The 23656-nt window shown below is 61.8% G+C and carries 20 protein-coding genes; 11 read left to right on the top strand and 9 right to left on the bottom strand.

What is annotated here, in order from left to right; all coding sequences use genetic code 11:
• Window positions 1-79: 79 nt before the first annotated feature.
• The 3 genes from B4L76_RS15940 to B4L76_RS15930 all read left to right on the top strand — a co-directional run bounded on the left by B4L76_RS15940 (window position 80) and on the right by B4L76_RS15930 (window position 3874).
• Window positions 80-1369 (top strand): M18 family aminopeptidase, encoded by a 1290-nt coding sequence (locus B4L76_RS15940; RefSeq protein WP_296233781.1) that lies wholly within the window; start codon window positions 80-82, stop codon window positions 1367-1369.
• Window positions 1370-1505: 136 nt separating this feature from the next.
• Complete coding sequence (locus B4L76_RS15935; RefSeq protein ID WP_178076400.1) at window positions 1506-1673, top strand: hypothetical protein; 168 nt, start codon at window positions 1506-1508, stop codon at window positions 1671-1673.
• Window positions 1674-1717: 44 nt separating this feature from the next.
• Window positions 1718-3874: a mechanosensitive ion channel family protein gene (locus B4L76_RS15930; RefSeq protein ID WP_296233780.1), complete on the top strand. Its 2157-nt coding sequence runs from the start codon at window positions 1718-1720 to the stop codon at window positions 3872-3874.
• Window positions 3875-3902: 28 nt separating this feature from the next.
• Here the strand turns inward: B4L76_RS15930 and B4L76_RS15925 are convergent, their stop codons facing one another.
• A complete protein-coding gene (locus B4L76_RS15925; protein ID WP_296233779.1) occupies window positions 3903-4616 on the bottom strand; it encodes a UTRA domain-containing protein in 714 nt (237 codons plus the stop codon).
• Between the two features lie 328 nt (window positions 4617-4944).
• Between B4L76_RS15925 and B4L76_RS15920 the strand changes: the two genes are divergently transcribed.
• The 6 genes from B4L76_RS15920 to B4L76_RS15895 all read left to right on the top strand — a co-directional run bounded on the left by B4L76_RS15920 (window position 4945) and on the right by B4L76_RS15895 (window position 10263).
• Window positions 4945-6009 carry an ABC transporter substrate-binding protein gene (locus B4L76_RS15920; protein ID WP_296233778.1) on the top strand — a complete coding sequence of 355 codons (1065 nt, stop codon included), beginning with the start codon at window positions 4945-4947 and terminating at the stop codon, window positions 6007-6009.
• A 157-nt stretch (window positions 6010-6166) separates the two neighbouring features.
• Complete coding sequence (locus tag B4L76_RS15915) at window positions 6167-6973, top strand: alkaline phosphatase family protein (RefSeq protein WP_296233777.1); 807 nt, start codon at window positions 6167-6169, stop codon at window positions 6971-6973.
• Window positions 6970-7821 carry an ABC transporter permease gene (locus B4L76_RS15910; RefSeq protein ID WP_296233776.1) on the top strand — a complete coding sequence of 284 codons (852 nt, stop codon included), beginning with the start codon at window positions 6970-6972 and terminating at the stop codon, window positions 7819-7821. The genes B4L76_RS15915 and B4L76_RS15910 overlap by 4 nt, the downstream gene beginning before the upstream one ends.
• Window positions 7811-8605, top strand: a complete 795-nt coding sequence (locus B4L76_RS15905) for an ABC transporter permease (RefSeq protein WP_296233775.1) — start codon at window positions 7811-7813, stop codon at window positions 8603-8605. The genes B4L76_RS15910 and B4L76_RS15905 overlap by 11 nt, the downstream gene beginning before the upstream one ends.
• A 1-nt stretch (window position 8606) precedes the next feature.
• Window positions 8607-9596 (top strand): ABC transporter ATP-binding protein, encoded by a 990-nt coding sequence (locus tag B4L76_RS15900; protein WP_296233774.1) that lies wholly within the window; start codon window positions 8607-8609, stop codon window positions 9594-9596.
• A gap of 13 nt (window positions 9597-9609) precedes the next feature.
• Entirely contained in the window at window positions 9610-10263 is a 654-nt protein-coding gene (locus B4L76_RS15895) for an HAD family hydrolase (protein ID WP_296233773.1), read from the top strand.
• 65 nt (window positions 10264-10328) lie between these two features.
• Here the strand turns inward: B4L76_RS15895 and B4L76_RS15890 are convergent, their stop codons facing one another.
• The 4 genes from B4L76_RS15890 to B4L76_RS15875 all read right to left on the bottom strand — a co-directional run bounded on the left by B4L76_RS15890 (window position 10329) and on the right by B4L76_RS15875 (window position 17763).
• Window positions 10329-12563: an autotransporter outer membrane beta-barrel domain-containing protein gene (locus B4L76_RS15890; RefSeq protein ID WP_296233772.1), complete on the bottom strand. Its 2235-nt coding sequence runs from the start codon at window positions 12561-12563 to the stop codon at window positions 10329-10331.
• Between the two features lie 228 nt (window positions 12564-12791).
• Window positions 12792-14717 (bottom strand): hypothetical protein, encoded by a 1926-nt coding sequence (locus B4L76_RS15885; RefSeq protein WP_296233771.1) that lies wholly within the window; start codon window positions 14715-14717, stop codon window positions 12792-12794.
• Window positions 14718-14748: 31 nt separating this feature from the next.
• Window positions 14749-16689 carry a hypothetical protein gene (locus tag B4L76_RS15880; protein ID WP_296233770.1) on the bottom strand — a complete coding sequence of 647 codons (1941 nt, stop codon included), beginning with the start codon at window positions 16687-16689 and terminating at the stop codon, window positions 14749-14751.
• 99 nt (window positions 16690-16788) lie between these two features.
• The gene (locus tag B4L76_RS15875; RefSeq protein WP_296233769.1) at window positions 16789-17763 is read right to left on the bottom strand and encodes an NAD(P)H-quinone oxidoreductase; all 975 of its coding nucleotides are present in this window, start codon (window positions 17761-17763) and stop codon (window positions 16789-16791) included.
• Window positions 17764-17906: 143 nt separating this feature from the next.
• On the opposite strand from B4L76_RS15875, the gene B4L76_RS15870 reads away from it, so the two are divergent.
• Window positions 17907-19988, top strand: a complete 2082-nt coding sequence (locus tag B4L76_RS15870; RefSeq protein ID WP_296233768.1) for a carboxy terminal-processing peptidase — start codon at window positions 17907-17909, stop codon at window positions 19986-19988.
• A 118-nt stretch (window positions 19989-20106) separates the two neighbouring features.
• Window positions 20107-21084, top strand: a complete 978-nt coding sequence (locus B4L76_RS15865; protein ID WP_296233767.1) for an EAL domain-containing protein — start codon at window positions 20107-20109, stop codon at window positions 21082-21084.
• Between the two features lie 51 nt (window positions 21085-21135).
• Here the strand turns inward: B4L76_RS15865 and B4L76_RS15860 are convergent, their stop codons facing one another.
• The 4 genes from B4L76_RS15860 to B4L76_RS15845 form a co-directional block, all read right to left on the bottom strand.
• Entirely contained in the window at window positions 21136-21504 is a 369-nt protein-coding gene (locus B4L76_RS15860; protein WP_013971408.1) for a hypothetical protein, read from the bottom strand.
• Entirely contained in the window at window positions 21501-21839 is a 339-nt protein-coding gene (locus B4L76_RS15855) for a helix-turn-helix domain-containing protein (RefSeq protein ID WP_296233766.1), read from the bottom strand. The genes B4L76_RS15860 and B4L76_RS15855 overlap by 4 nt, the downstream gene beginning before the upstream one ends.
• Window positions 21840-21959: 120 nt before the next feature.
• Entirely contained in the window at window positions 21960-22400 is a 441-nt protein-coding gene (locus B4L76_RS15850; RefSeq protein WP_296233765.1) for a YkvA family protein, read from the bottom strand.
• 295 nt (window positions 22401-22695) lie between these two features.
• Window positions 22696-23448 carry an FKBP-type peptidyl-prolyl cis-trans isomerase gene (locus tag B4L76_RS15845; protein ID WP_296233764.1) on the bottom strand — a complete coding sequence of 251 codons (753 nt, stop codon included), beginning with the start codon at window positions 23446-23448 and terminating at the stop codon, window positions 22696-22698.
• Window positions 23449-23656 lie beyond the last annotated feature (208 nt).

Genomic DNA, 23656 nt, shown 5'->3' with positions numbered 1-23656 from the left:
CGGCTTTAGCCGCGAAGAGGCAAGCACAATTCGTCGACCTAATACGCTAAACTCGCGCCACTGCTGTCTGGAGTGAGCTATGCGCGACGCACTGAATTCTGGCCTCATCGACTTCCTCAAGGCCTCCCCTACGCCCTTCCATGCCACCGCCAGCCTGGCTCAGCGCCTGGAAGCTGCCGGCTACCAGCGCCTGGACGAGCGTGACAGCTGGGCCACCGTGCCTGGCGGTCGCTACTACGTCACCCGTAACGATTCGTCGATCATCGCCATCAAGCTGGGCAAGCAAGCGCCGCTGCTGAATGGCATCCGCATGGTAGGCGCGCACACCGACAGCCCGTGCCTGCGGGTCAAGCCGCAGCCCGAGCTGCAGCGCCAGGGCTTCCTGCAGCTGGGCGTCGAAGTGTATGGCGGGGCGCTGCTGGCGCCGTGGTTCGACCGCGACCTGTCGCTGGCCGGCCGGGTCACCTACCGTCGTGACGGCAAGGTGGAAAGCCAGCTGATCGACTTCAAGCTGCCGATCGCGGTCATTCCCAACCTCGCCATTCACCTCAACCGCACTGCCAACGAAGGCTGGGCGATCAACCCGCAGAACGAGCTGCCACCGATCCTTGCCCAGGTCGCGGGTGACGAGCGCATCGACTTCCGCGCCCTGCTCACCGAGCAGCTGGCCCGCGAGCACGAGCTGATCGCCGATGTGGTGCTGGATTACGAGCTGAGCTTCTACGATACCCAGGACGCCGCGCTGGTCGGCTTGAACGGCGACTTCATTGCCGGCGCCCGACTGGACAACCTGTTGTCGTGCTATGCCGGTCTGCAGGCCCTGCTCACCGCAGACAGCGATGAAACCTGCGTGCTGGTGTGCACCGACCATGAAGAAGTCGGCAGTTGCTCGGCCTGCGGCGCAGACGGCCCGATGCTGGAGCAGACCCTGCAGCGCCTGCTGCCGGATGGCGATGCCTACGTGCGCACCATCCAGCGCTCGCTGATGGTGTCGGCCGACAACGCCCACGGCGTACACCCCAACTACGCCGACAAGCACGACGGCAATCACGGGCCCAAGCTCAATGCCGGGCCGGTGATCAAGGTGAACAACAACCAGCGCTACGCCACCAACAGCGAAACCGCCGGCTTCTTCCGTCACCTGTGCATGGCCGAAGAAGTGCCGGTGCAGAGCTTCGTGGTGCGCAGCGACATGGGCTGCGGTTCGACCATTGGCCCGATTGCCGCCAGTCACCTGGGCGTGCGTACGGTGGACATCGGCCTGCCGACCTTTGCCATGCATTCGATTCGCGAGCTGTGCGGCAGCCATGACCTGGCGCACCTGGTGAAGGTGCTGACCGCCTTCTATCGTTGCCGCGAGTTGCCTTGATGCAAGCCGGGCAGGCCTCTACGCGGGCAAAGCCGCGAAGAGGCCGGCCCGGCTTGCACCTGCTCAAGGTCAATCCCGCTTCGCCCGCTACCCGCTATGCTTGTCACATGGCCCCACTGCAAAAGGATTGCTGTCCATGTCCCCCTTCCTGTCCCTGTTCGTGCCGGTGTTCCTGTTCCTGTTGCTGCTGACAGTCGGCTTCAGCCTGCGCGAACGCAACATTGGCGTGGTGATGATGTGGGTCGGCACCCTGGGCATCTTCGGCCTCACCTGCTGGAAGATCCTGGAGCAACTGCCGTCGTAAAGCTCTACACTCGGTCCATCGTTTGACCTGAGGTAGTTTTACCCGTGCCCGCCTTCCTGCGTTGCCTGTTCCTGCTGCTGTTGCTAATCCTCCCTCCGGTACAAGCCGCCGGCCTGCCTGGCCTGCTTGGCGGTGGCGCGCCCGCGCAAGCGGAAGCCACTGAACCGCTGGGCAAGTCGCTGGACGAGGTGATCAAGAACCTGGAAAACGACCAGCAGCGGGCCAAGCTGCTGGCCGACCTGAAAAAGCTGCGCGATGCCACTCAACAATCGCAACCTAACGTCGAACAAGGCGTGCTCGGCCTGATCGGTGGCGCCCTGCATGATTTTGAAAAGCAGTTCAGCGGCGACGCCAGCCCGTTCCACCGTTGGGCGGCGGAAATCGAACAGGCCCAGGCCGAACTGACCGAGCTGGTCGTGCCGGTGCACCAGTGGCCGGCGATCCTGTTCGGCTTTGCTGCGGTCATCGCCGTATGGAGCGTGCTGGCCTTCGCCTTCAACTGGGTCGGCCACCGGGTACGCCTGCGCTTCGGCCTGAGCGAGGAGTTGCCGCAACACCCGCGCACCTGGGACCTGGTGCGTTTCGCCCTGCGTAAGCTGGGCCCATGGCTGGTGGCGCTGGTGTTCACCGTTTACCTCAGCGTCGTGCTGCCACCGTCGTTGGGCAAGTCGCTGGCCATGGTGCTGGCCTACGCGCTGGTGGTGGGCACCTGCTTCTCGGCGATCTGCGTGATCGCCTTTTCGCTGCTCGACGGCCCGCACCGCCACCGCGCCCTGTACATCCTGCGCCACCAGGCATTCCGCCCGTTGTGGCTGATCGGCAGTTTCGCCGCGTTTGGCGAGGCCATGAGCGACCCACGCCTGACGATCGCCCTCGGCACTCACCTGGCCCATGCCCTGGCGACCCTGGCCAACGTGATTGCAGCGCTGTGCACCGGGCTGTTCATCCTGCGTTTTCGCCGGCCCATCGCCCATCTGATCCGCAACCAGCCGCTGTCACGGCGCCTGACCCGGCGCACCCTCAGCGACACCATCGAGATCCTCGGCAGTTTCTGGTTCGTGCCGGCGCTGATCCTGGTGGCCATCTCGCTGTTCGCCACTTTCGTTTCCGCCGGCGATACCAGCACCGCCCTGCGCCAGTCGCTGATGTGCACCGTGCTGGTGGTGGTGTGCATGGTGCTCAACGGCCTGGTGCGCCGCCATGCCGCCAACCCCAAGCGGGCCACCAAGCGCCAGGCGGTATACGCCGAACGCCTGCGCAATTTCGCCTACCTGCTGGTGCACCTGTTCATCTGGCTGGTGTTCATCGAACTGGGCTTGCGCGTGTGGGGCTTGTCGATGATCAGCTTCGCCGAGGGCGAGGGCCACGACATAAGCCTGCGCCTGCTGGGCCTGGCCGGCACACTGATCGTCGCCTGGCTGGTGTGGATCCTCGCCGACACCGCCGTGCACCACGCCCTGGTGCGCTCGCGTCGGGGCCTGGCCAACGCCCGTGCGCAAACCATGATGCCGTTGATCCGCAACGTGATGTTCGTGGTCATCTTCATCATCGCGGTCATCGTCGCCCTGGCCAACATGGGCATGAACGTCACCCCGCTGCTGGCCGGTGCCGGGGTGATCGGCCTGGCCATCGGTTTCGGCGCGCAATCGCTGGTGGCCGACCTGATCACCGGGCTGTTCATCATCATCGAAGACTCGCTGGCCATCGATGACTACGTGGATGTCGGCGGCCACCTGGGCACGGTCGAAGGGCTGACCATCCGCACCGTACGTCTGCGCGACATCGACGGCATCGTGCATACCATCCCGTTCAGCGAGATCAAGAGCATCAAGAACTACTCGCGCGAGTTCGGCTACGCGATCTTCCGCGTGGCGATCCCGCACAGCATGAACATCGACCAGGCGATCAGCCTGGTTCGCGAGGTGGGGCAGAAACTGCGCAACGACCCGCTGATGCGCCGCAATATCTGGTCGCCACTGGAGCTGCAGGGCGTGGAAAGCTTCGAGTCAGGCTCGGCGATCCTGCGGGCGCGGTTCAAGACCGCGCCGATCAAGCAGTGGGAAGTGTCGCGGGCCTTCAACCTGGCCCTGAAGCGGCAGCTGGATGAGGCCGGGCTGGACCTGGCGACACCACGCCTGTCGGTGCAGGTGGTGACGGCCGGCGGCGGGGGGATGGCAGAAGGAAGCAGCGCATCGAACTAGGCCCCGCTTCGCAGCCCCGGTACCCTGCTTACCCGGCCTGGGCACAGATACGGATGGCATCATGCCGCCAATATTCCAGGTCACAGTCGATCAGGTGTCCATGCTGGTCGCTGTTGACCCGAGTGATATGCAACCCGGGGCTGCCCGCTGATACCTTCAACACACTGGCCGCCTCAACCGGCAACGCCGTCGGCCAGATCTCGAAGCACACCTGCCCATACTGGATGCCATACACCCGCCCATAGATCTCAGTCAGCGACTGGGCCAGGTCCTGTTCGAGAATCGCCGGGAAATACCGCGGATTGAGGTAATGCTCGGCATACAGCACCGCCCGCCCGTCGATCCGCCGCAACCGGCAGATGCGCACCACGCTGGACAGCGCCGGCAACTGCAGGCGCGCGCAAATGGCGGCCGAGGCCGGCTGCAGCCGCGCGGAGAGCAATTCGGTACTGGCCACCCGCCCTTGGTCACGCACCATGGCGTGGAAGTGGCTGCGCTGGATCAGATCGTAAGTCAGCCGCTCGGGTGCAACGAACCAGCCGCGGCGTTCTTCGCGGTAGATCAGGCCCTGGGCCTCCAGCTGCACCAGCGCCTCACGCAGAGTGATGCGCGTGGTGTCGAACACCTCGCTGAGCCTGCGCTCAGCCGGCAGCTTGCCGCCCGGCGCCAACAGGCCGTGCTCGATCTGCTCCTGCAGCGCATGGCAGATGGCTGTTACCGCACGCGGTGGCATCGACTGCATCAAAGGTTACCTATGTGGACTAGTCCAGCCCCATAACAGGGCACCTGGAGAATAGTGCAAGCCTAGGCAGGGCTGATGAACATCCTGTGACAAAGCTGCAACAGACGCAGTGCCAGAATCGGGCCAGCCCCGCAAAACCAAGGATCGAGCATGGTCTACGCTGTAGTGCCAGGAACCCGCTTACACCTGCGCCGGCATAGCCCTACATCAAATTGTCACGCAAGCGGCCTACCTTGGCTCAAGGTTTGCTGACCTAGACCAGGGGTCTCGGGCAACGGCTTTACTCATCACAAGAATTCGCAAAGGCACTCACCCAAAGGAGCTTCGGATGAAAAAGTTCTTCATGGCGTCACTGCTTGGTTCGGCCATCGCCCTGTGTACCACTGCCATGGCCGCCGGTACCGACCTCAAGGCCCTGGAAGACGCGGCCCGCAAGGAAGGCAATATCAACAGCGTCGGTATGCCCGATGCCTGGGCCAACTGGAAAGGCACCTGGGAAGACCTGGCCAGCAAGTATGGCCTCAGGCACAGCGACACCGACATGAGCTCGGCCCAGGAAATTGCCAAGTTCGAAGCCGAGAAGGATAACGCCAGCGCCGACATCGGCGACGTGGGTGCCGCGTTCGGTCCGATCGCCGTGGCCAAGGGTGTGAGCCAGCCCTACAAGCCCAGCACCTGGGACCAGGTGCCGGTGTGGGCCAAGGACCAGGACGGCCACTGGGCGCTGGCCTATACCGGCACCATCGCCTTCATCATCAACAAGGATCTGGTGAAGGAAGACGAGCGCCCGAAAACCTGGCATGACCTGGAAAAAGGCAAGTACAAGGTAGCCATCGGCGATGTCGGGACCGCTGCCCAGGCTGCCAACGGCGTACTGGCTGCGGCCATCGCCTACAAGGGCGACGAGAGCAACGTGGCGCCGGGCCTGCAACTGTTCACCAAACTGGCCCAGCAGAAGCGCCTGTCGCTGGCCAACCCGACCATCCAGACGCTGGAGAAAGGCGAGGTCGAGGTCGGCGTGGTGTGGGACTTCAACGGCCTGAGCTACCGCGAACAGATCGACCCCAAGCGTTTCGAAGTGCTGATCCCATCGGACGGCTCGGTGATCTCTGGCTATACCACCATCATCAACAAGTACGCCAAGCACCCGAATGCAGCCAAGCTGACGCGTGAATACATCTTCAGTGATGCCGGGCAGATCAACCTGGCCAAAGGGCATGCGCGGCCGATCCGTGCCGAGCACCTGAAGCTGCCGGACGATGTCCAGGCCAAGCTGCTGCCCAACGAGCAGTACAAGCCGGCGCAGCCGATCAAGAACGCCGAGGCCTGGGAAGCGACCTCGAAGAAGCTGCCGCAGATGTGGCAGGAGCAAGTGATCATCGAGATGGAGTAAGGCAGGACCATCCTGGGGCTGCTGCGCAGCCCATCGCGACGCAAGGCCGCTCCCACAGGGCCTGCGTCGCCCTGGAGGGTTTGGCTGTCCCTGTAGGAGCGGCCTCGTGCCGCGAAAGGAGGGCGAAGCCCTCCCCGGTTCCTTTGCGGAGTATCGAATGAGCCACAACGTCATCCTGGTCCTGCTCGACGGCCTCAACTATCAGGTGGCCCACCATGCCATGGGCCACCTGCATGCCTATGTCGAGGCTGACCGCGCCGCGCTGTACCGCATGGAATGCGAGCTGCCATCGCTGTCACGGCCGCTGTACGAATGCATCCTCACCGGCGTGCCGCCGATCGACAGCGGCATCGTGCATAACAAGGTCAGCCGCCTGTCCAACCAGCGCAGCGTGTTCCACTACGCCCGCGAAGCCAACCTCAGCACTGCCGCGGCGGCCTACCACTGGATAAGCGAGCTGTACAACCGCTCGCCCTTCGACGCGCAGCGCGACCGCCATACCCACGCACCCAAGCTGCCGATCCAGCACGGGCTGTTCTACTGGGACGACCGTTACCCCGATTCGCACCTGCTGGCCGATGGCGAATACCTGCGCCGCCGTCATACCCCCAACTTCCTGCTGGTACATCCGATGAACATCGACGACGTCGGCCACCATCACGGCCTGGACAGCAGCCAGTACCGCAACGCCGCACGCAGTGCCGACATCCTCCTGGCCGACTACCTGCCAGGCTGGCTCGAAGAGGGCTACCAGGTGCTGGTCACCGCCGACCACGGCATGAACAACGACCGCTCGCACAACGGCCTGCTTGCCGAAGAACGCGAAGTGCCGCTGTTCGTCTTCGGCGATGCCTTCAGCCTGGACCCGGCGGCCAAGCCGCTGCAGACCGAGCTGTGCGGGACCATCTGCGAGCTGCTTGGCGCGCCGCATGACAAGAGCGTGTGCCGGGAGCTGCTGAAGTGACCAAAGCCAAGAGCAGCAGCAACCATGGCCGCTATCTGGCCCTGCTCTGTCTGCTACCGTTTGCCGTGTTCTTCGTCATCTTCCAGATTGCCCCGCTGGCCTGGGTGGCGATCAACAGCCTGCAATCGGAAGCAGGCTGGGGCGTGGCCAACTTCAGCAAGGTATTCGCTTCGAAGTTCTACCTGCAGGCCTTGCAACGCAGCCTGGAGATCAGCTTCTGGTCGAGCCTGTTCGGCATCGTGATTGCCACCCTCGGCGCCTACTCGCTGCGCCAGGTGGACTCGAAGCTGCGCGACTTCGTCAGCGCCTTCGCCAACATGACCAGCAACTTCGCCGGGGTGCCACTGGCCTTCGCCTTCATCATCCTGCTCGGCTTCAACGGTGCGCTGACCCTGCTGCTGAAACAGGCCGGCCTGCTGGAGGACTTCAGCATCTATTCCAAAAGCGGACTGATCCTGGTGTACACCTACTTCCAGATCCCGCTTGGCGTGCTGCTGCTGTACCCGGCGTTCGACGCCCTGCGTGAAGACTGGCGCGAGTCGGCCGCGCTGCTGGGAGCCAGCCACTGGCAATTCTGGCGCCACATCGGCCTGCCGGTGCTGACCCCGGCGCTTCTAGGCACCTTCGTCATCCTGCTGGCCAATGCCCTCGGTGCGTATGCCACCGTGTACGCGTTGACCACTGGCAACTTCAACGTGCTACCGATCCGCATCGCTGGCCTGGTGGCCGGTGACATCAGCCTCGACCCCAACCTGGCCAGCGCTCTGGCCATGGTCCTGGTGGGGCTGATGACGCTGGTCACGGTGGTGCATCAATGGCTGCTGAAAAGGAGCTACCATGCGCGCTGACACGCGTTCTGGCGGCTGGTACCACCGCGCCGTAGTCTACCTGCTGTTTCTGATCCTGCTGTTGCCACTGGCCGGCACCCTGCTCTATTCGCTGGCCACCAGCTGGTCTGCCAGCCTGCTGCCCAGCGGGTTGACCTTCAAGTGGTACATCGCGCTGTGGAGCGAGCCACGCTTCCTGGCCGCCTTTGCCCAATCACTGCTGGTGTGCGTGGGCGCGCTGCTGCTGTCGGTGGTGCTGATCCTGCCGCTGCTGTTCGTGGTCCACTACCACTTCCCCAGGCTCGACGCGCTGATGAACATCCTCATCCTGTTACCGTTCGCGGTGCCACCGGTAGTGTCCTCGGTGGGGCTGCTGCAACTGTACGGCAGCGGCCCCATGGCGATGGTCGGTACACCGTGGATCCTGATCGGCTGCTATTTCACCATCGCCCTGCCGTTCATGTACCGGGCCATTACCAACAACCTGCAGGCGATCAACCTGCGCGACTTGATGGACGCCGCCCAACTGCTCGGTGCCAGCACCTGGCAGGCGGCGCTGCTGGTGGTGCTGCCGAACCTGCGCAAGGGCCTGATGGTAGCCCTGTTGCTGTCGTTCTCGTTCCTGTTCGGTGAATTCGTGTTCGCCAACCTGCTGGTCGGTACCCGCTACGAGACCCTGCAGGTGTACCTGAACAACATGCGCAACAGCAGCGGCCATTTCAATAGCGCACTGGTGATTTCATACTTCGCCTTCGTGCTGGTACTGACCTGGGTCGCCAACCGCCTGAACAAGGACAAAACCTGACATGAGCTTCGTCAGCGTACAGAAACTGCACAAGAGCTACGCCGGCAGCCCGGTGTTCGAGAACATCGACTGCTACATCGAGCGCGGCGAGTTCGTCACCCTGCTCGGCCCGTCCGGTTGCGGCAAGTCCACGTTGCTGCGCTGCATCGCGGGGCTGACCCCGGTGGACAGCGGGCAGATCCTGCTCGACGGCGACGACATCGTGCCGCTGAACCCGCAGAAACGCGGTATCGGCATGGTGTTCCAGAGCTACGCGCTGTTCCCCAACATGACCGTGGAGCAGAACGTTGCCTTCGGCCTACGCATGCAGAAGGTCAAGGCCGATGAAAGCCAGGCCAGGGTGCGCGAGGCGCTGGCACTGGTGGAGCTGGGCAACTTCGCCGGGCGCTACCCGCACCAGTTGTCCGGCGGCCAGTGTCAGCGCGTGGCCCTGGCCCGCTCACTGGTGACCCGCCCACGCCTGCTGCTGCTAGACGAGCCGCTGTCGGCGCTGGATGCGCGCATCCGCAAGCATTTACGTGAGCAGATCCGGGCCATCCAGCGTGAATTGGGCCTGACCACCATCTTTGTTACCCACGACCAGGAAGAAGCGCTGACCATGTCCGACCGCATCTTCCTGATGAACCAGGGGCGTATCGTCCAGAGTGGCGACGCCGAAACCCTCTACACCGCGCCGGTGGACCTGTTTGCCGCCGGCTTCATCGGCAACTACAACCTGCTCGACGCCGACAGCGCCAGCCGCCTGCTGCAGCGCCCGGTGGCCAGCCGCCTGGCGATCCGCCCGGAATCGATCACCTTGGGCCGCGACGGCGCACTGGACGCGGAAGTACGCAGCCACAGCCTGCTGGGCAACGTGATCCGCTACCGGGTACGCGTACGCGAGGTAGATCTGGTGGTCGACGTACTCAATCGCTCGGCAGCCGACCTGCACGCGGACGGGCAGCGGGTAAGCCTGTCGATCGACCCCACGGCGCTACGGGAAGTGGCCTAAGGAGAGTTACCCAATGGCACTGGCAATATTCGATCTGGACGAAACCCTGATCAACGGCGACTGCGCGTCGCTGTGGAGCGAGCAGATGGCCCGGCTGGGCTGGGTCGACGGCAAGGCCTTCCTGAGCCGTGACCATGAGCTGATGGAGGCCTATGGCAGAGGCCACCTGAGGATGGAGGAGTACATGGCCTTCAGCCTGGAACCGATTGCCGGGCGCACCCTGGAAGAGGTCCGGCACCTGGTCGAGCCGTGGGTCGAGGAAGTGATCGAGCCGATCATTTACGGCGACGCCTGCCGCTGCATTGCCGAGCACCGCAAGCGCGGGGATCGCATCCTGATCATTTCGGCTTCAGGCACGCACCTGGTCGGGCCGATTGCGGCGCGGCTGGGGGTGGATGAGTACCTGGCGATCGAGCTGGAGGCGGTGAACGGGGTGTATACCGGCCAGACCCATGGGGTGCTGACGTACCGCGAGGGCAAGATTACCCGGCTGCTGGATTGGCTGGATCAGGAACAGGAGAACCTCGAAGGGGCGAGTTTCTACTCCGACTCGCGTAACGATTTGCCGCTGTTGGTGAGAATCGACCATCCCTACGTGGTCAACCCAGACCCTGTACTACGCGAACATGCGCAGATCAATGCCTGGCCGATCCTCGACTGGAAGTAGGCTTTTCCCAAAAAAACAGGGCCAACACGTGCACTTCTGCCGGCTGTTGGCCCTGCATGTACCGATCACCAGCTGTAGCGCATCCCCACGTTCACGCCATAGGGCTGCTCGATATGCTCGCCCTTGGCATAGTCGAAATCGGCATGCAGCGAAAACTGCTCGGTGAACGCCACCGCCACACCCGCACCGAACTCGGCACGCGAACCGGAAAGGTCGTTGTTGAACAGGTTGTCGTTGACCTGCACGCGGTTGGCCTTGGCAAATTCGTGGGCCACCGCGGCCTTGACGTACGGCTGGATCACGGAGCCACCTTGCAGGCGCACATTGCGGCCCGCCACGCTGCCGAGCTTACCCAGCAGCGAGCGGGTCTGGTCACCCTCAGCCTGCATACCATTGTCCATACCGTAGTCCTTGCCTTCGATCACCACTGCCGACAGTTGCCCATACGGCTCGACGAACCAGCCATCGTGCAAGGTTATGTGGCGGCCGAACTCCACCGAGCCGCCCAGGCCGGTATTCTGGTAGTCGCCCTTGGCCCGGGTGGCATCGCTCATGCTGACCTTGGCCTTGTTATCGAAGCGGTTGGCCTTGAGCACGGCATCGAAGTAATAGCCGCTGCTTTGGTCAAGCCAGGTGGTGTAGGCCCCCACGTAGTAACTGTCGACACTGCCGGACGTACCCCGGGTCAGGTCAAGGTCGGAGCGGCTATGGCCAGCCAGCGCACCTACCAGCCACTGGCCGTCACCCCACGGCAGCGGTGCATCGGCGCCCAGCGAGAAGCCGCTTTGCACCTGGCTGTAGCCAACGCCCGATTGCTCCCCGACGTCGTATTTGTTGCTGTAGGCACGGGTCCATAGGCCGGCCTTGGCGCCGTTGAAGCGCAGCTCGCCCATGCGGCTGCGCAGAGAGGTGAGTTCGCCGTACCACACGGTAGGCGCGGTGTTGAACAAGGCCAGTACCGAACGGGTGCCGGGGCTGATGATCTTTGACTCAGGGTCGAGGAACCATTCAGTACCACCACCGCCATCTCCACGGGACGCCAGTTTGTATGAGTAGGTACCTACGTCGACGGGCTGATCGCCACTGAGGCTGAAGCGTGCATCCCCGGCAGCAGTATTCACCAGGGTCAGCGCTCTTGGGTCGGTCGGGTCTTGACCGCTACCGGCAACCTGCAAGGTATGCTCACCTGTCGCATTGCCTGTCACGGTCAAGGTATCGTGCGCATTGGTGGTGTAATCGGCATTCATCACAAACGTGCCGCTGCCTGAGAGGTTTTCTACCTCCAGCTGGCGGAAATCCCCATGGCCACTGTTGAAATCAACCGTACCCTGATTGAGTGACAGGTTGGCCAGTTGCTGGTCGCCAGTGAGTGCCCATACAGCACCTGACTCAACAGCCATCTGGTTGACATTCTGCAGTCTGCCGGTGAAGAAAGCGCCATTGCGCAATGCCACGTCAGCCTCGCTGCCCGATTCGACCACCACATCTCCAGATACGGTGCTGGCATCGAAAGCCAGGCTGCCCGAGCTGTTATCACGAATGTGGAAATTGCCTTGCAGGGTGCTTCGGGCCACGCTGAAATCGACGCTTGAGCCTTCGGATACATCGAGCAGCAGGTCGTTGGCACCTTTTAGCTGCGCGTTATTGCTCAACGCTATGGTCGCTTGCGCCCCCTGCATAACCGCCAATGCCGCACCGTCGCGGCCAATGACAGTCGATCCGTCCACCTCTGCCCGATAGTCACCGACATTGTCGGAATCTGCGCCGATACTGATGCCATTGTTGGCACCGGTGATCACGGAGTTGTTGCGAATGATGGCGTAGCCTCCTCGCACATTCACGCCATCGGCACCTGCCTGGGTACCTTCGACTCGACTGTTGTCCAACACCAGTGTGCTCAACCCAGTGACCTCTGCGCCACCTTCTGCACCGGAAACATCACTGTTGCTGACCGTGAGGGTCGACCCACCGGTCACCGTACCCAATAGTCGGCTGACGTTGATGCCAAAGAATTCGCTGCGGATCGTACTGTTATCGACCGTCCCGCTAGCGTTCAGGATCTGCACGCCATAATCCTGCGCATTCACCTGGCTCCCTTGCATGTTCAGCACAGAGCCGTCTGAAACGAAAACGTCGAGTAATGAGCTGCCAGCCAAAGTATTCAAGGTCGACTGGCCACGCACAATGTAGCGGTCGGCGGGCTGGGAAGAATCGACGGTATAGGTTTCACCGTTGTCGACCACGATGGCAGCCGCCGCAGACGAATAGAGCCCCACGCTGATCAGGCTCAGGGCGAACAATCCAGAGGATTGCTTCCGGACGGGAAATATTGATCGCATAATCTGGACTCTCATGTAGGGTTCAATGCATTTGCGGCGCCGGAAATTTATATGTAAAACAATTATCAATATGTAGGAAAAATCTGATATACACTCAGCAACAGAAACCTGCCGCGTCGTAATCGTGTTTTTGAACGAGCAGATGCAGCAAAGCGCACCGCAAGGTGCACTTTGCCGGCTCATCTTCAACTATCGCCGAAACCTGACAGGGCACGTCTCACCGCCGCCGCCTGGCAACTCAACGTATACCAACCTGATTTCTTCTGCCGAAAGCACCGGCAGCTCGTTGATCACGGCGGTGTATTTGATACCGCCGTAACCGAGCCGGATGTTCAGCACGTAAGGGTCGTAGGGCACCCGTACAGTGAACCCTGACGCGGCCTCTTGAGCGCTTGGGGTATAAGTGAATTCGTAGTCCGTATTATCAATGGGCGTCGTCCCTGCAGCATCGCTGTAACCTTGGAAGTTGAACGTCAGTTCCTGATCGGCCAGACGGTCTTCGCCACCGGCGACCCGTACTTCGATGACTTTACCTGTGCCCAGCGGGTCATCGCGCAGGGTTGAGCAATTGATAATAGGCCCTTCGTCCGGATCATCATACAAATTCAAATACGTTACGGCGGGCAATGTTACAACCACCGCACTGACAGCAACATCCGTGATGGGCGAGCGATTCAGGTTTTCATTGTCGGCGTTGGACACCACATAACGCACCGGCAATGCGGCCGCGTTACCACCGGCTTCGATGGCTTCCCAAGCGATATTAAATTCAACCTTGAAACCAGTCCCTTCATTGCCATCAACCGTATACGTGTCAACTTCCACACCGTTCCACAACAGGTGCAATACCTCACCGACCACGGCGCCCGCATACAGATCAACGCTCGCAGTCGCCGGCTGCCCCGCGTCATCTGGCGCGATGACATTCGGGGCCGTACTAACCGCTCCCTGAACAGTAACAACCGCGAGCGCCGGGTTGCCCACTTCCGGATCGGGATCAGGGTCAGGGTTGTCGGGCCCGCCTACGCGTAGATCAATATCCAGTTCGATCCCGGTCGGCTCAGGGAAACTGCGGACACCGCGCACGATACTGTAAGTCACCGTTTTCTGTTTTGGCCCGGTGTCGGCCGGTGTTTCACGCACAGTGAGGTAGGGAATCGTGGCAAACGCCGGGAACCCCCCGATTGGAACCGGGACCCCTACCGCCACGCCCGCCCAAAACACCTGTACGGCATCACCCGGGACATGGTTATCGTACGCGTCGATCTGCACGCCCACGCCTTCCTGGGCATCGTCCAGGTCGATCAGCCCATCATCGAACTGCGGAACCTTCGGCGGCACGAGATTGGCCGGTGCCGCGGTCAGGTACACATTGACATTCTTGTAAGTTGATCGAGGCCCAATATTCTCGCTGCGGTCGGCCAAGGTGTACACCAGTGGGTAGTTGCCTTCGTGAGGCATCTTATCCTCTGTCCACTCGATCACCATTGGCTGGGTAAGGTCATCGCGCGTGAAGCTGCCGATTTCCATAGCGTCGGCATAAGCCTTGATCACATCGCCAGGTTTGGCATCGGTATAGTCCGGAATGGTCAGTTGAACACTGCCGTTGGCATCCAGATATTCCCGAGTGACGCCCTCTGCCTCAACCTCAGCAGGGAGCACCAGTTCGCGCCCCGGCTGACTCTGGTTTGGCGCAAGGGTATCAACATAGAAGTCCAACGGGTCAGAATAATTGGGATTGCCCAAGTACATCGCGCGGTAACGCAACTTGACAGGGCCACTATTCGTTGTGTAATCCGCCGGCAACGTGAATGTCTTGGGAAAATCGGCAGGATCAAACGGAAGGGAAAAAGATTGAGGAGTACCTACAAGATCCTCGCCCACCATTAACTGAACCCTGACAGTACCCGTGGTTCCGTTGACATCAAAATACGGCACCTCAACATCCCGGTCCACGCCGTGTGGCCTTTTCAACATATTTGGATGATCCCCGGGCAAATCCGGCAACAATGAATCACCCGGGAATGAAGGAGCGCTCATCGCCAACGTACCCTGTCCATACCGCAACTTACGATAATTCAGGCGTGCTTGTGCAGCAGAGATCAAAGAGCCCATGGTGTTTTTCCTTTATAAAAAGTGCCTGCGATTATTCGGCGACCGATTCGCCCGTTTCATCACAGAGGTCGTTGGTGGGGGAACAAACTTCACTACTTGGCATTGTTCGCGTGATCTTCACGACGTCACGCACGGAAATACCTAGACGTCCGTCCTGCTTGAGCAGGCGATACTCGACAGTGGCCGAGGCGTTATCGACCATTGGTTCAATGAGCGTTTCGTAGGGCAAGACCACGAAGACAGTGCCCTGGGACGCTTCATCGCTCGACACCTTGCGGCTGAAGGTGTGCGCCACGCCAGGGATAGGTGAAGACCCGTTGAGGTTGTCGTGGCCTTGCCAACTCAGCTCCAGGGTGTCTTCAGCCTCGATCAATGCATGGGGCTCCACGCGAACAGTCACCCCTTCCCACAGCCGCGGTCTCGAGCAGCAGTTCAGGTAGCCGTATCGGTCAGCGTGGGGGAATGTGGCCGCTGGCAGGTCACGGATCATCTCCACCGCCACGTCTACTGGCGTAGTGTTAGCCAATTGCTGGTTGACACCATTGTCGGTGCGGTACCAAACCGGCAGTGCCCGGTCATTGGGTTGCTGCTCGACGATCTCCCAAGGGACATCGATCTCGATGGGTTTTCCGGACGGATCCCCGGCCTCGACACGATATTCCGCCACTGGCTGGGGTTGATTGCCCCAGTACACCAGCACCAGTTCATCGGGTTGAGGGTTGTCGAACAAGCGCAGCAAAACCCGCGCGTCCTCGCCGTGGTCGATGGGTTCGAGCACATTGGGCTTGTCCGAATTGCGGCCCCGGACCTCGACCAGTGCCAGCAAGGGGTTGAGCAAAGCCGGTGCAGCGCTGTGGTCCTGGCCGGCAACGCGCAGGTCGAACGGCACCGCTAGCTCGGGTGAAGGCGTGAATTGCAGATTGCGGCGGATTTCATACTTCACCTGGGCATCGCCCGGCCCCAAACCCGCTGCGACCAGCGCTGGCCAAGGCACGAAAACGCGCAGCGGAAAGTCCGCGGGGTCGACAGGACGCTCCGCAAGCTTCTGACCCTGCCAGCTGACGATGGCATGGTCCCGCTCGCTGGCGTTGTCGTAAGGGTCGATTTCCACCACGACCCCGCCCTCGCCGTTGGCCCCCTCCCGGGCATGTTCACGGTCGATCAGCCCACGCACCGACAACGTGACCCGTGGTGGCGGCAGGTTGGCGGGCCCTGGGCTGAGCTCGACAGGCGTTTGCACAACCACGGCACCCGGGCCGACATTGCCCGCCAGATCGGTGAGCTGGTACCACGGGTAACGCAGGCCTGAACCCGAAGCGCGTATCACCGCTGCGTCATAGCTGACCAGGATACTGTCGTTGTCGATTTCGTCCTGGGTCACTGTTTTGCGACTCACCTCGGGCTCATCACTGGGCGGTGGGTTGCTGTCGGACCAGTAAAGGATGACTTCGTCCCGGGCACGCGCCACGAAATACAAGGGCACCTTGAAAACTACCTCGCCGTACTGGGCCAGGTATTCCTCCGTGATTTCACCGCCTGGCACCCCCTGAATCTGCAGCGCCTGGCCCGGCTGACCGTAATTGGGCGGCTGTGTATCGACTGTGACGGTCAATATCGGCGATGGATTGCGATTGCCCAACTGGCTGATGATGTATTGAAGGTCATATACGCCGTGATTGAGCAAGTTGATCGGAATGAACAGCTCAAGCTCGTCGTCATAGGGTGGTCGCAGGGTTTCGTTATGCACTGAGTTGAAGGGCGCGCCCTGGAACTGCCAACCCAAATCCAGGGTGACACTCGGTAGCTCCGGGTCGGCGTAATTCCCCGGTACTACAACGCGCAACGGCTGTTGCAACGCCGCAATGGGCAGTAGCCCATCTGCGCGCGGCAGGCCATTCTCGTCCTTTATGATGGCGTCGACTTTTGGTTCGACCAAGTCCACCCTGCGGGCGAATACCTTTTCGGAACACATGGGACAGCTCCTTCGATCATCCCGCCTGCTTGGCGGCAGGCCTGTATTAAGCGATGACCGAAAGTTATTCCTCTGCCCCAGTGTCCGCTACTGACAGAATTAACAGGTGGCAGGTTGGTCCATGGGCTCTATGATGACCACCAGTTTGCCTGCAATCTGGTTGCTCGCCAGCTCATCGAGTGCCGCTTGCGCCTGCTCGATCGGGTAGGTTCCGACCAGTTGTGGATCCAGACGGCCCTCGCTGAACAACGGCCAGACATCCTTGCGCAAGGTGCTGATCAATTCGGCCTTGAAGCTGTCATCGCGATTGCGCAATGTGGACCCCTGCAACTGAATGCGCTTGGTCAGTATCTGGGCCAGGTCCAGTTCGAACGAACGCCCCCCCATCAGGCCGATGATCACCCAGCGGCCATCACGGGCCAGTACCTTGAGGTTGAGCTCACCGTAGCTCGCCCCCACCGGGTCGAGAATCACATCGAACGGCCCGAAGCCTTCCAGCGCGTCAAGGTTCTCATTGCGCACCACGCCACCGGCGGCGCCCAGTTTCTCGCAGTAGGCCAGGCGGTCCCGTGAACCGACGCTGACCCACACCGGGCTGCCGAACGCCTTGCACAACTGGATGGCGGCCGAGCCAACGCCACTGGCGCCAGCGTGCACCAACACCTTCTCGCCAGCCTTCACCCGACCAAGCTGGAAGATGTTCAACCAGGCGGTGGCGTAGACCTCCGGCAATGCTGCGGCTTCATACAGGCTCAGGCCCTCGGGTACCGGCAGCACGTGGCGGGCATCCACCACCACTTCTTCGGCCATGGCGCCGCTGGCCAGCAGCGCGCATACCCGGTCACCCACCCGCCAGTCGGCGCCTGCCCCCACCTCACTGACCACCCCGGCGCACTCCAGGCCCATGTAGGGACTGGCGCCTGGCGGTGGCGGGTAAAGGCCCTTCATCTGCAGCAGGTCGGCGCGGTTCAGCCCCGCTGCGGCTACCCGAATGCGCACTTGGCCCGCGTCACAGGCCGGGCGTTCGGCCTCTACCCAGGCCACATGTCCGTCAACGCCTTGCAATGCCTTCACAGTGCCTCCATAGTTGAATCATATGACCGAGCCTGGGAATGCTATGTCCCAGGCTTTTTGCAGTATGCGTCCGGTTTTTTGGAACCGGCGAACGGAAAAGACGGCCTACTATGCGTGATCAATTGCCTCCACGTCGAATCAGCATGAAGCATTTCCTCCCAAGCACCGCCCTGGCGCTGATGATCGGCCTGGGCAGCCTCACGCTCGGCGGCAATGCGGCGGCCGCCAACAAGTGGGACAGCCTGCAGCCAGACCGTGACGAGATCGTCGCCAGCCTCAACGTGGTGGAACTGCTCAAGCGCCACCACTACAGCAAGCCGCCGCTGGACGACGCCCGTTCGGTCATCATCTATGACAGCTACATCAAGCTGCTGGACCCGGCGCGCAGCTACTTCACCGCCGCCGACATCGCTGAATTCGACAAGTGGAAAACGCAATTCGACGATTTCCTCAAGAGCGGCAACCTGGACCCGGGCTTCACCATCTACAAACGCTACCTGGACCGCGTCAAGCAACGCCTGGACTTCGCCCTGGCCGAGCTGGACAAGGGCGTGGACAAGATCGACTTCAGCGCCAGGGAGACCTTGCTGATCGACCGCAAGGACGCCCCATGGCTGAAGGACCAGGCCGCACTCGACGAGCTGTGGCGCAAGCGGGTGAAAGACGAGGTGCTGCGCCAGAAGATCGCCGGCAAGGAACCCAAGCAGATCCAGGAAACCCTGACCAAGCGCTACAAGAACCAGCTGGCGCGCCTGGACCAGACCCGTGCCGAAGACATCTTCCAGGCCTATATCAATACCTTCGCCCAGTCCTACGACCCGCACACCAACTACCTGTCGCCTGACAATGCCGAGAACTTCGACATCAACATGAGCCTGTCGCTCGAAGGCATCGGCGCGGTGCTGCAAAGCGACAACGACCAGGTCAAGATCGTGCGCCTGGTACCGGCAGGCCCGGCAGCCAAGACCAAGCAGGTGGCCCCGGCCGACAAGATCATCGGCGTGGCCCAGGGCAACAAGGAAATGGTCGACGTGGTCGGCTGGCGCCTGGACGAAGTGGTCAAGCTGATCCGTGGCCCGAAAGGTTCGGTGGTGCGCCTGGAGATCATTCCGGCCAGCAACGCCCCCAGCGACCAGACCAGCAAGATCGTCTCGATCACCCGCGAGGCGGTGAAGCTTGAAGAGCAGGCGGCGAAGAAGTCAGTGCTCAAGCTCAAGCAGGACGGGCGTGACTACAAGCTGGGTATCATCGAGATTCCGGCTTTCTACCTCGACTTCAAGGCCTACCGCGCAGGTGACCCGGAGTACAAGAGCACCACCCGTGACGTGAAGAAGCTGCTCACCGAACTGCAGAAGGAAAAAGTCGACGGCGTGGTCATCGACCTGCGCAACAACGGAGGCGGCTCGCTGCAGGAAGCCACCGAGCTTACCAGCCTGTTCATCGAGAAAGGCCCGACCGTGCTGGTGCGCAACAGCGACGGCCGCGTCGACGTGCTGGAAGATGAAAACCCCGGCGCCTTCTACAAGGGCCCGCTGGCACTGCTGGTCAACCGCCTGTCGGCCTCGGCGTCCGAGATCTTTGCCGGCGCCATGCAGGACTACCACCGGGCCCTGATCATCGGTGGCCAGACCTTCGGCAAAGGCACCGTGCAAACCATCCAGCCGCTCAACCATGGCGAGCTGAAGCTGACCCTGGCCAAGTTCTACCGGGTTTCCGGGCAGAGCACCCAGCATCAGGGCGTGCTGCCGGACATCGACTACCCGTCGATCATCGATACCAAGGAAATCGGCGAGAGCGCCCTGCCCGAAGCGATGCCGTGGGACACCATCCGCCCAGTGGTCAAGCCAGCGGCCGACCCGTTCAAACCGTTCCTGGCCCAGCTCAAGGCGCAGCATGAAGCGCGCAGCGACAAGGACGCGGAATTCACCTATATTCGCGACCGCCTGGCGCTGACCCAGAAGCTGCTGAACGAGAAAACTGTCAGCCTCAACGAGCAGGAACGCCGCGCGCGCCATGATGAAATCGAGGCCAAGCAGCTGGCACTGGAAAACATCCGCCGCAAGGCCAAGGGTGAAGAGCCGCTGAAAGAGCTGAAAAAAGAGGATGAGGACGCCTTGCCGACCGAGGATGAAAACACCAAGCCGGAAGACGACGCCTACCTGGCGGAGACCGGTCGCATCCTGATCGACTACCTCAGTGCAAGCACCAAGGTGGCCAAGAAGTAAGAAACGACAGCAATGATGGCAAATTAATGTGACCTGTCATCAAACAGTCATCGCGCTGTCGTGAAATAGAGGGGCCGGACGTGCAAGCGTCCGGCCCTTTCATTTTCAGGAATTCGTCATGACCGTCGCCGAACAGCTCAGCGCCTTGAGTGCCATCCTGGCTCAACGCAGCATTCACAGTCTGTTCCAGCCGATCATGCGCCTGAGCGAACAACGGGTGTTCGGCCATGAAGCGCTGAGCCGCGGCCCGTCCAACAGCCCGCTGCACGCTCCGCTGAACCTGTTTACCATCGCTCGACAGGCCGGCCGCCTGACCGAGCTGGAGGCCGCCTGCCGGGAAAGTGCCTGCCGGCGGTTCAGTGAACAGCGGCTGCAGGGCCAGCTGTTCCTCAACGTCTCGCCCGAGTCGCTGCTGGAACCGGACTATCCGTCCGGCCAGACCCTGAAACTGCTCGACCAGGTCGGTCTGGCGCCCAGCCGGGTGGTCATCGAGCTGACCGAACACACCCCGACCGACGACTTCCAGCTGCTTTCCAATGCCCTGCACCATTACCGCGACATGGGCTTTTCGATTGCCATCGATGACCTCGGGGCAGGCTATTCCAGTTTGCGCCTGTGGTCGGAACTGCGCCCCGAATACGTCAAGATCGACCGTCACTTCATCGACGGCATCCACCGTGACCCGCTCAAGCGCGAGTTCGTCGGTTCGATCCTGCAGATTGCCCGGGCGTCGAAGGCACAGGTGATCGCCGAAGGCATCGAGCTGGCGGAAGAACTGGCGGTGCTGGTCGAGATGGGGGTGGACCTGGTGCAGGGCTACCTGCTGGGACGGCCACAGGAGTTGGGTGTTCGCGAAAGCCGGACGCTACCTGTGTCGACGAGTGTGCGGCTGGCCGAACAGCCTACGGTGCAGCTGAATGCCACGATCGGGCAGCTCCTGGAGCTGTTTGGTCGTCACCGGCACCTGGAGGCCTTGGAGGTGGTGGACGCCGATGGCAGAGCTTGTGGCTTGATTCACCGGCATGCACTGCCTGCCCCTGCCTCTTCGCGGGTAAACCCGCTCCCACAGGTGCAGCACAAGGCTCAATCGCTGTGATGAACCTGTGGGAGCGGGTTTACCCGCGAAGAGGCCTGAGCAGGCGGTAAATCAAGCCGTTTCGGGATAGCTGTACTCGAACACCCGGACAACTTCGGAAGCATGCCACGATGCCGCCTCCATGCCATCGACCGGCCCGGAGAACCGGCCCAGGCGCTCCACGCATTCGAAAAAACCGGTACGCGGCAAGCGGCTGGCACCCTGGCTGATGACCAACGAGCTGCGCAATGGCTGCTCGGCACGGGCATCCAGCACCGCCAGGTATTCCAGCGCGGCGGTGAGTGTCTGCATGGCCGGGCTGGGCAGTTGCAAGCGCTCGATCAGTGCACGGTAAGTCAGCAAGTGACGTTGACGACGGGCCAGGTCAAGCTCGCCCAGCAGGTTATCCCAGTGCTGACGGCTGATCCTGACCTGGCTCATGATGGCTCGCTCCAGCCGGCCACGCCCAGATGCCAGGCCAGGGCGCGGCGGATGGCGGCATCCGGTTGGCGTTCGCCCGCCTCGATCATGGCCAGGTAAGCCGGGCTTACACCAACGTTGCGCGCCAGTTGCTCAGGCGCGATGCCCTTGGCCTGGCGAATCTGTGCAACCTCACTGAATGCCGGCAAGGGTGCGCTGATGGCAGCGCTGCCCGCATCCCGCGCAGCCGCCTCGGCGGGCGCCTGCCCTGCTGCCTTGAGCAGCGCCTGGTAGTCCTCCCAGGGAACCACGGCGTACTCGGGTTGACCGTCCCGGCTGATGACCTGAATACCCATACAACCCCCTCAGTAAGGATTACTGCATGTAATCCGTAGGCATAACCCTTATGCCAATTATATGACCAACTCCGGGGTCTGTGCAGTCGAGCTGCAACCGAGGTGTCGCTCAGGCCGGTTTCACTGCGTCTTGCGCTCCAGCTGCAGGGCTTGCGGCGTGGTCGGCAGGCGTTCGACCACCCGCAGCCGCTCGGGCGCCTGGCTGTCGCGCCAGGCCTTGAAGCGCGCCAGCTCGTCAGCCACGGTCTTCAGTACCCAACCCAGCACGGCGATGTCGTCGAGCAAGCCAACACCGAGCAACCAGTCCGGGATGGCATCGATGGGGCTGACGAAATACAACAGGCCGGCGACGATGGTGACCAGGGCCTTGGCGCTGATGGCGCGGTACTCGCCACGCCACCAAGCCAGGCACAGCGACTGCAACAGCTTCACGTCTTCACGCAGCTTGCCGAGGCGCGGCCCTTTGCGGGCCACCGCGAACAACAGGGCCGGCAACCGGCCACGGCTGAGCAGACGCTCGGCCAAAGGCAGGAAACGGGTGAAATTCCAGGGTGCGCTCATGTAGCCTCCGGGGCGGAAAGGTTATCCACATTTATTGTGGATAACCTTGTGAACAGGGCGACGTTTCCGACCGCAGGTGCCTGCCAGGCAAGGGCCCCGGTCAGATCGGGCGTTTTTTACACAGTCGTTTCACAGCGTGCCCATGGCTGCGGAGCAAACCATTTGGGCCAGACACGGCCGGCTTCGTCACGCTGCATTTGCTGGGACAGTATCTGCAGTTGCGGGTTCGTCCAAGTATCCGCCACAAACGAAAACGCCCCGTCGGGACGGGGCGTCTTGCATGGGCCAGCCAGTATTACTTGGCAGGTGCCTCGGCTGGTGCTTCGGCTTCCGGCTCGGCGCCCTGCAGCTGGGCCGGGTCCTTGATAGCGATCAGTTCAAGGTCGAACACCAATACCGAATTGGCCGGGATCAGCGGGCTCGGGCTTTGTGCGCCGTAGGCCAGCTCGGCCGGAATGAACAGCTTGTATTTCTCGCCAACGTGCATCAGTTGCAAGCCTTCGACCCAGCCCGGGATTACACCGCTGACTGGCAGGTCGATCGGGCTGCCGCGCTCGACGGAGCTGTCGAACACCTTGCCATCGATCAGCTTGCCTTCGTAGTGGACGGTGACCACGTCGGTCGGCTTGGGCTGCGGACCGTCAGCTTTCTTGACCACTTCGTACTGCAAGCCCGAGGCCGTGGTGACCACGCCAGGCTTCTTGGCGTTTTCCTCGAGGAACTTCTTGCCGGCAGAAGCGGCTTCTTCGCTGGCCTTGGTCAGGCGTTCCTCTGCGCGTTTCTGCAATGCGGTGAAAGCCTCGACCAGCTCTTCGTCCTTGATACGCTGTTCTTTCTTGCCGACGGCGTCTTCGATGCCGAGGGCGACTGCTTTCGAATCAAGGTCTTCCATGCCTTCCTGAGCCAGGCTCTTGCCCATGTTCAGGCCGATACCGTAGGAGGCTTTCTGCGCCGGAGTCTTCAGCTCGGGGCTGCTGGTCTGTTGATCACAGCCAGCCAGTACCAGGCCTACCAGGGCAACCGCAGCCGCCAAACGATGCTGTTTCATGTGATTTCCTTGTTCATGCGCCATAAGGGCAATCAGGGTAAAGCCGCGAGCTTATCAGGCGTCCCCGACCCATGGCTACCGGCATAAGAGCCGGCAGACAGGGAATAGTTCCACAGCCGTGCACGCGGCAGAAAGGCGTTGAGGAAGGCAAAAGATGCTTCGTTACGTTTTGTGTCGACCAAGATATACCATAACGCTATCATCTGCC

Source organism: Pseudomonas sp. UBA4617 (assembly GCF_002386445.1).
Taxonomy (GTDB): domain Bacteria; phylum Pseudomonadota; class Gammaproteobacteria; order Pseudomonadales; family Pseudomonadaceae; genus Aquipseudomonas.
Note: the sequence above shows the minus strand (reverse complement) of the source record. Positions and strands in the feature narration are given on the sequence as shown.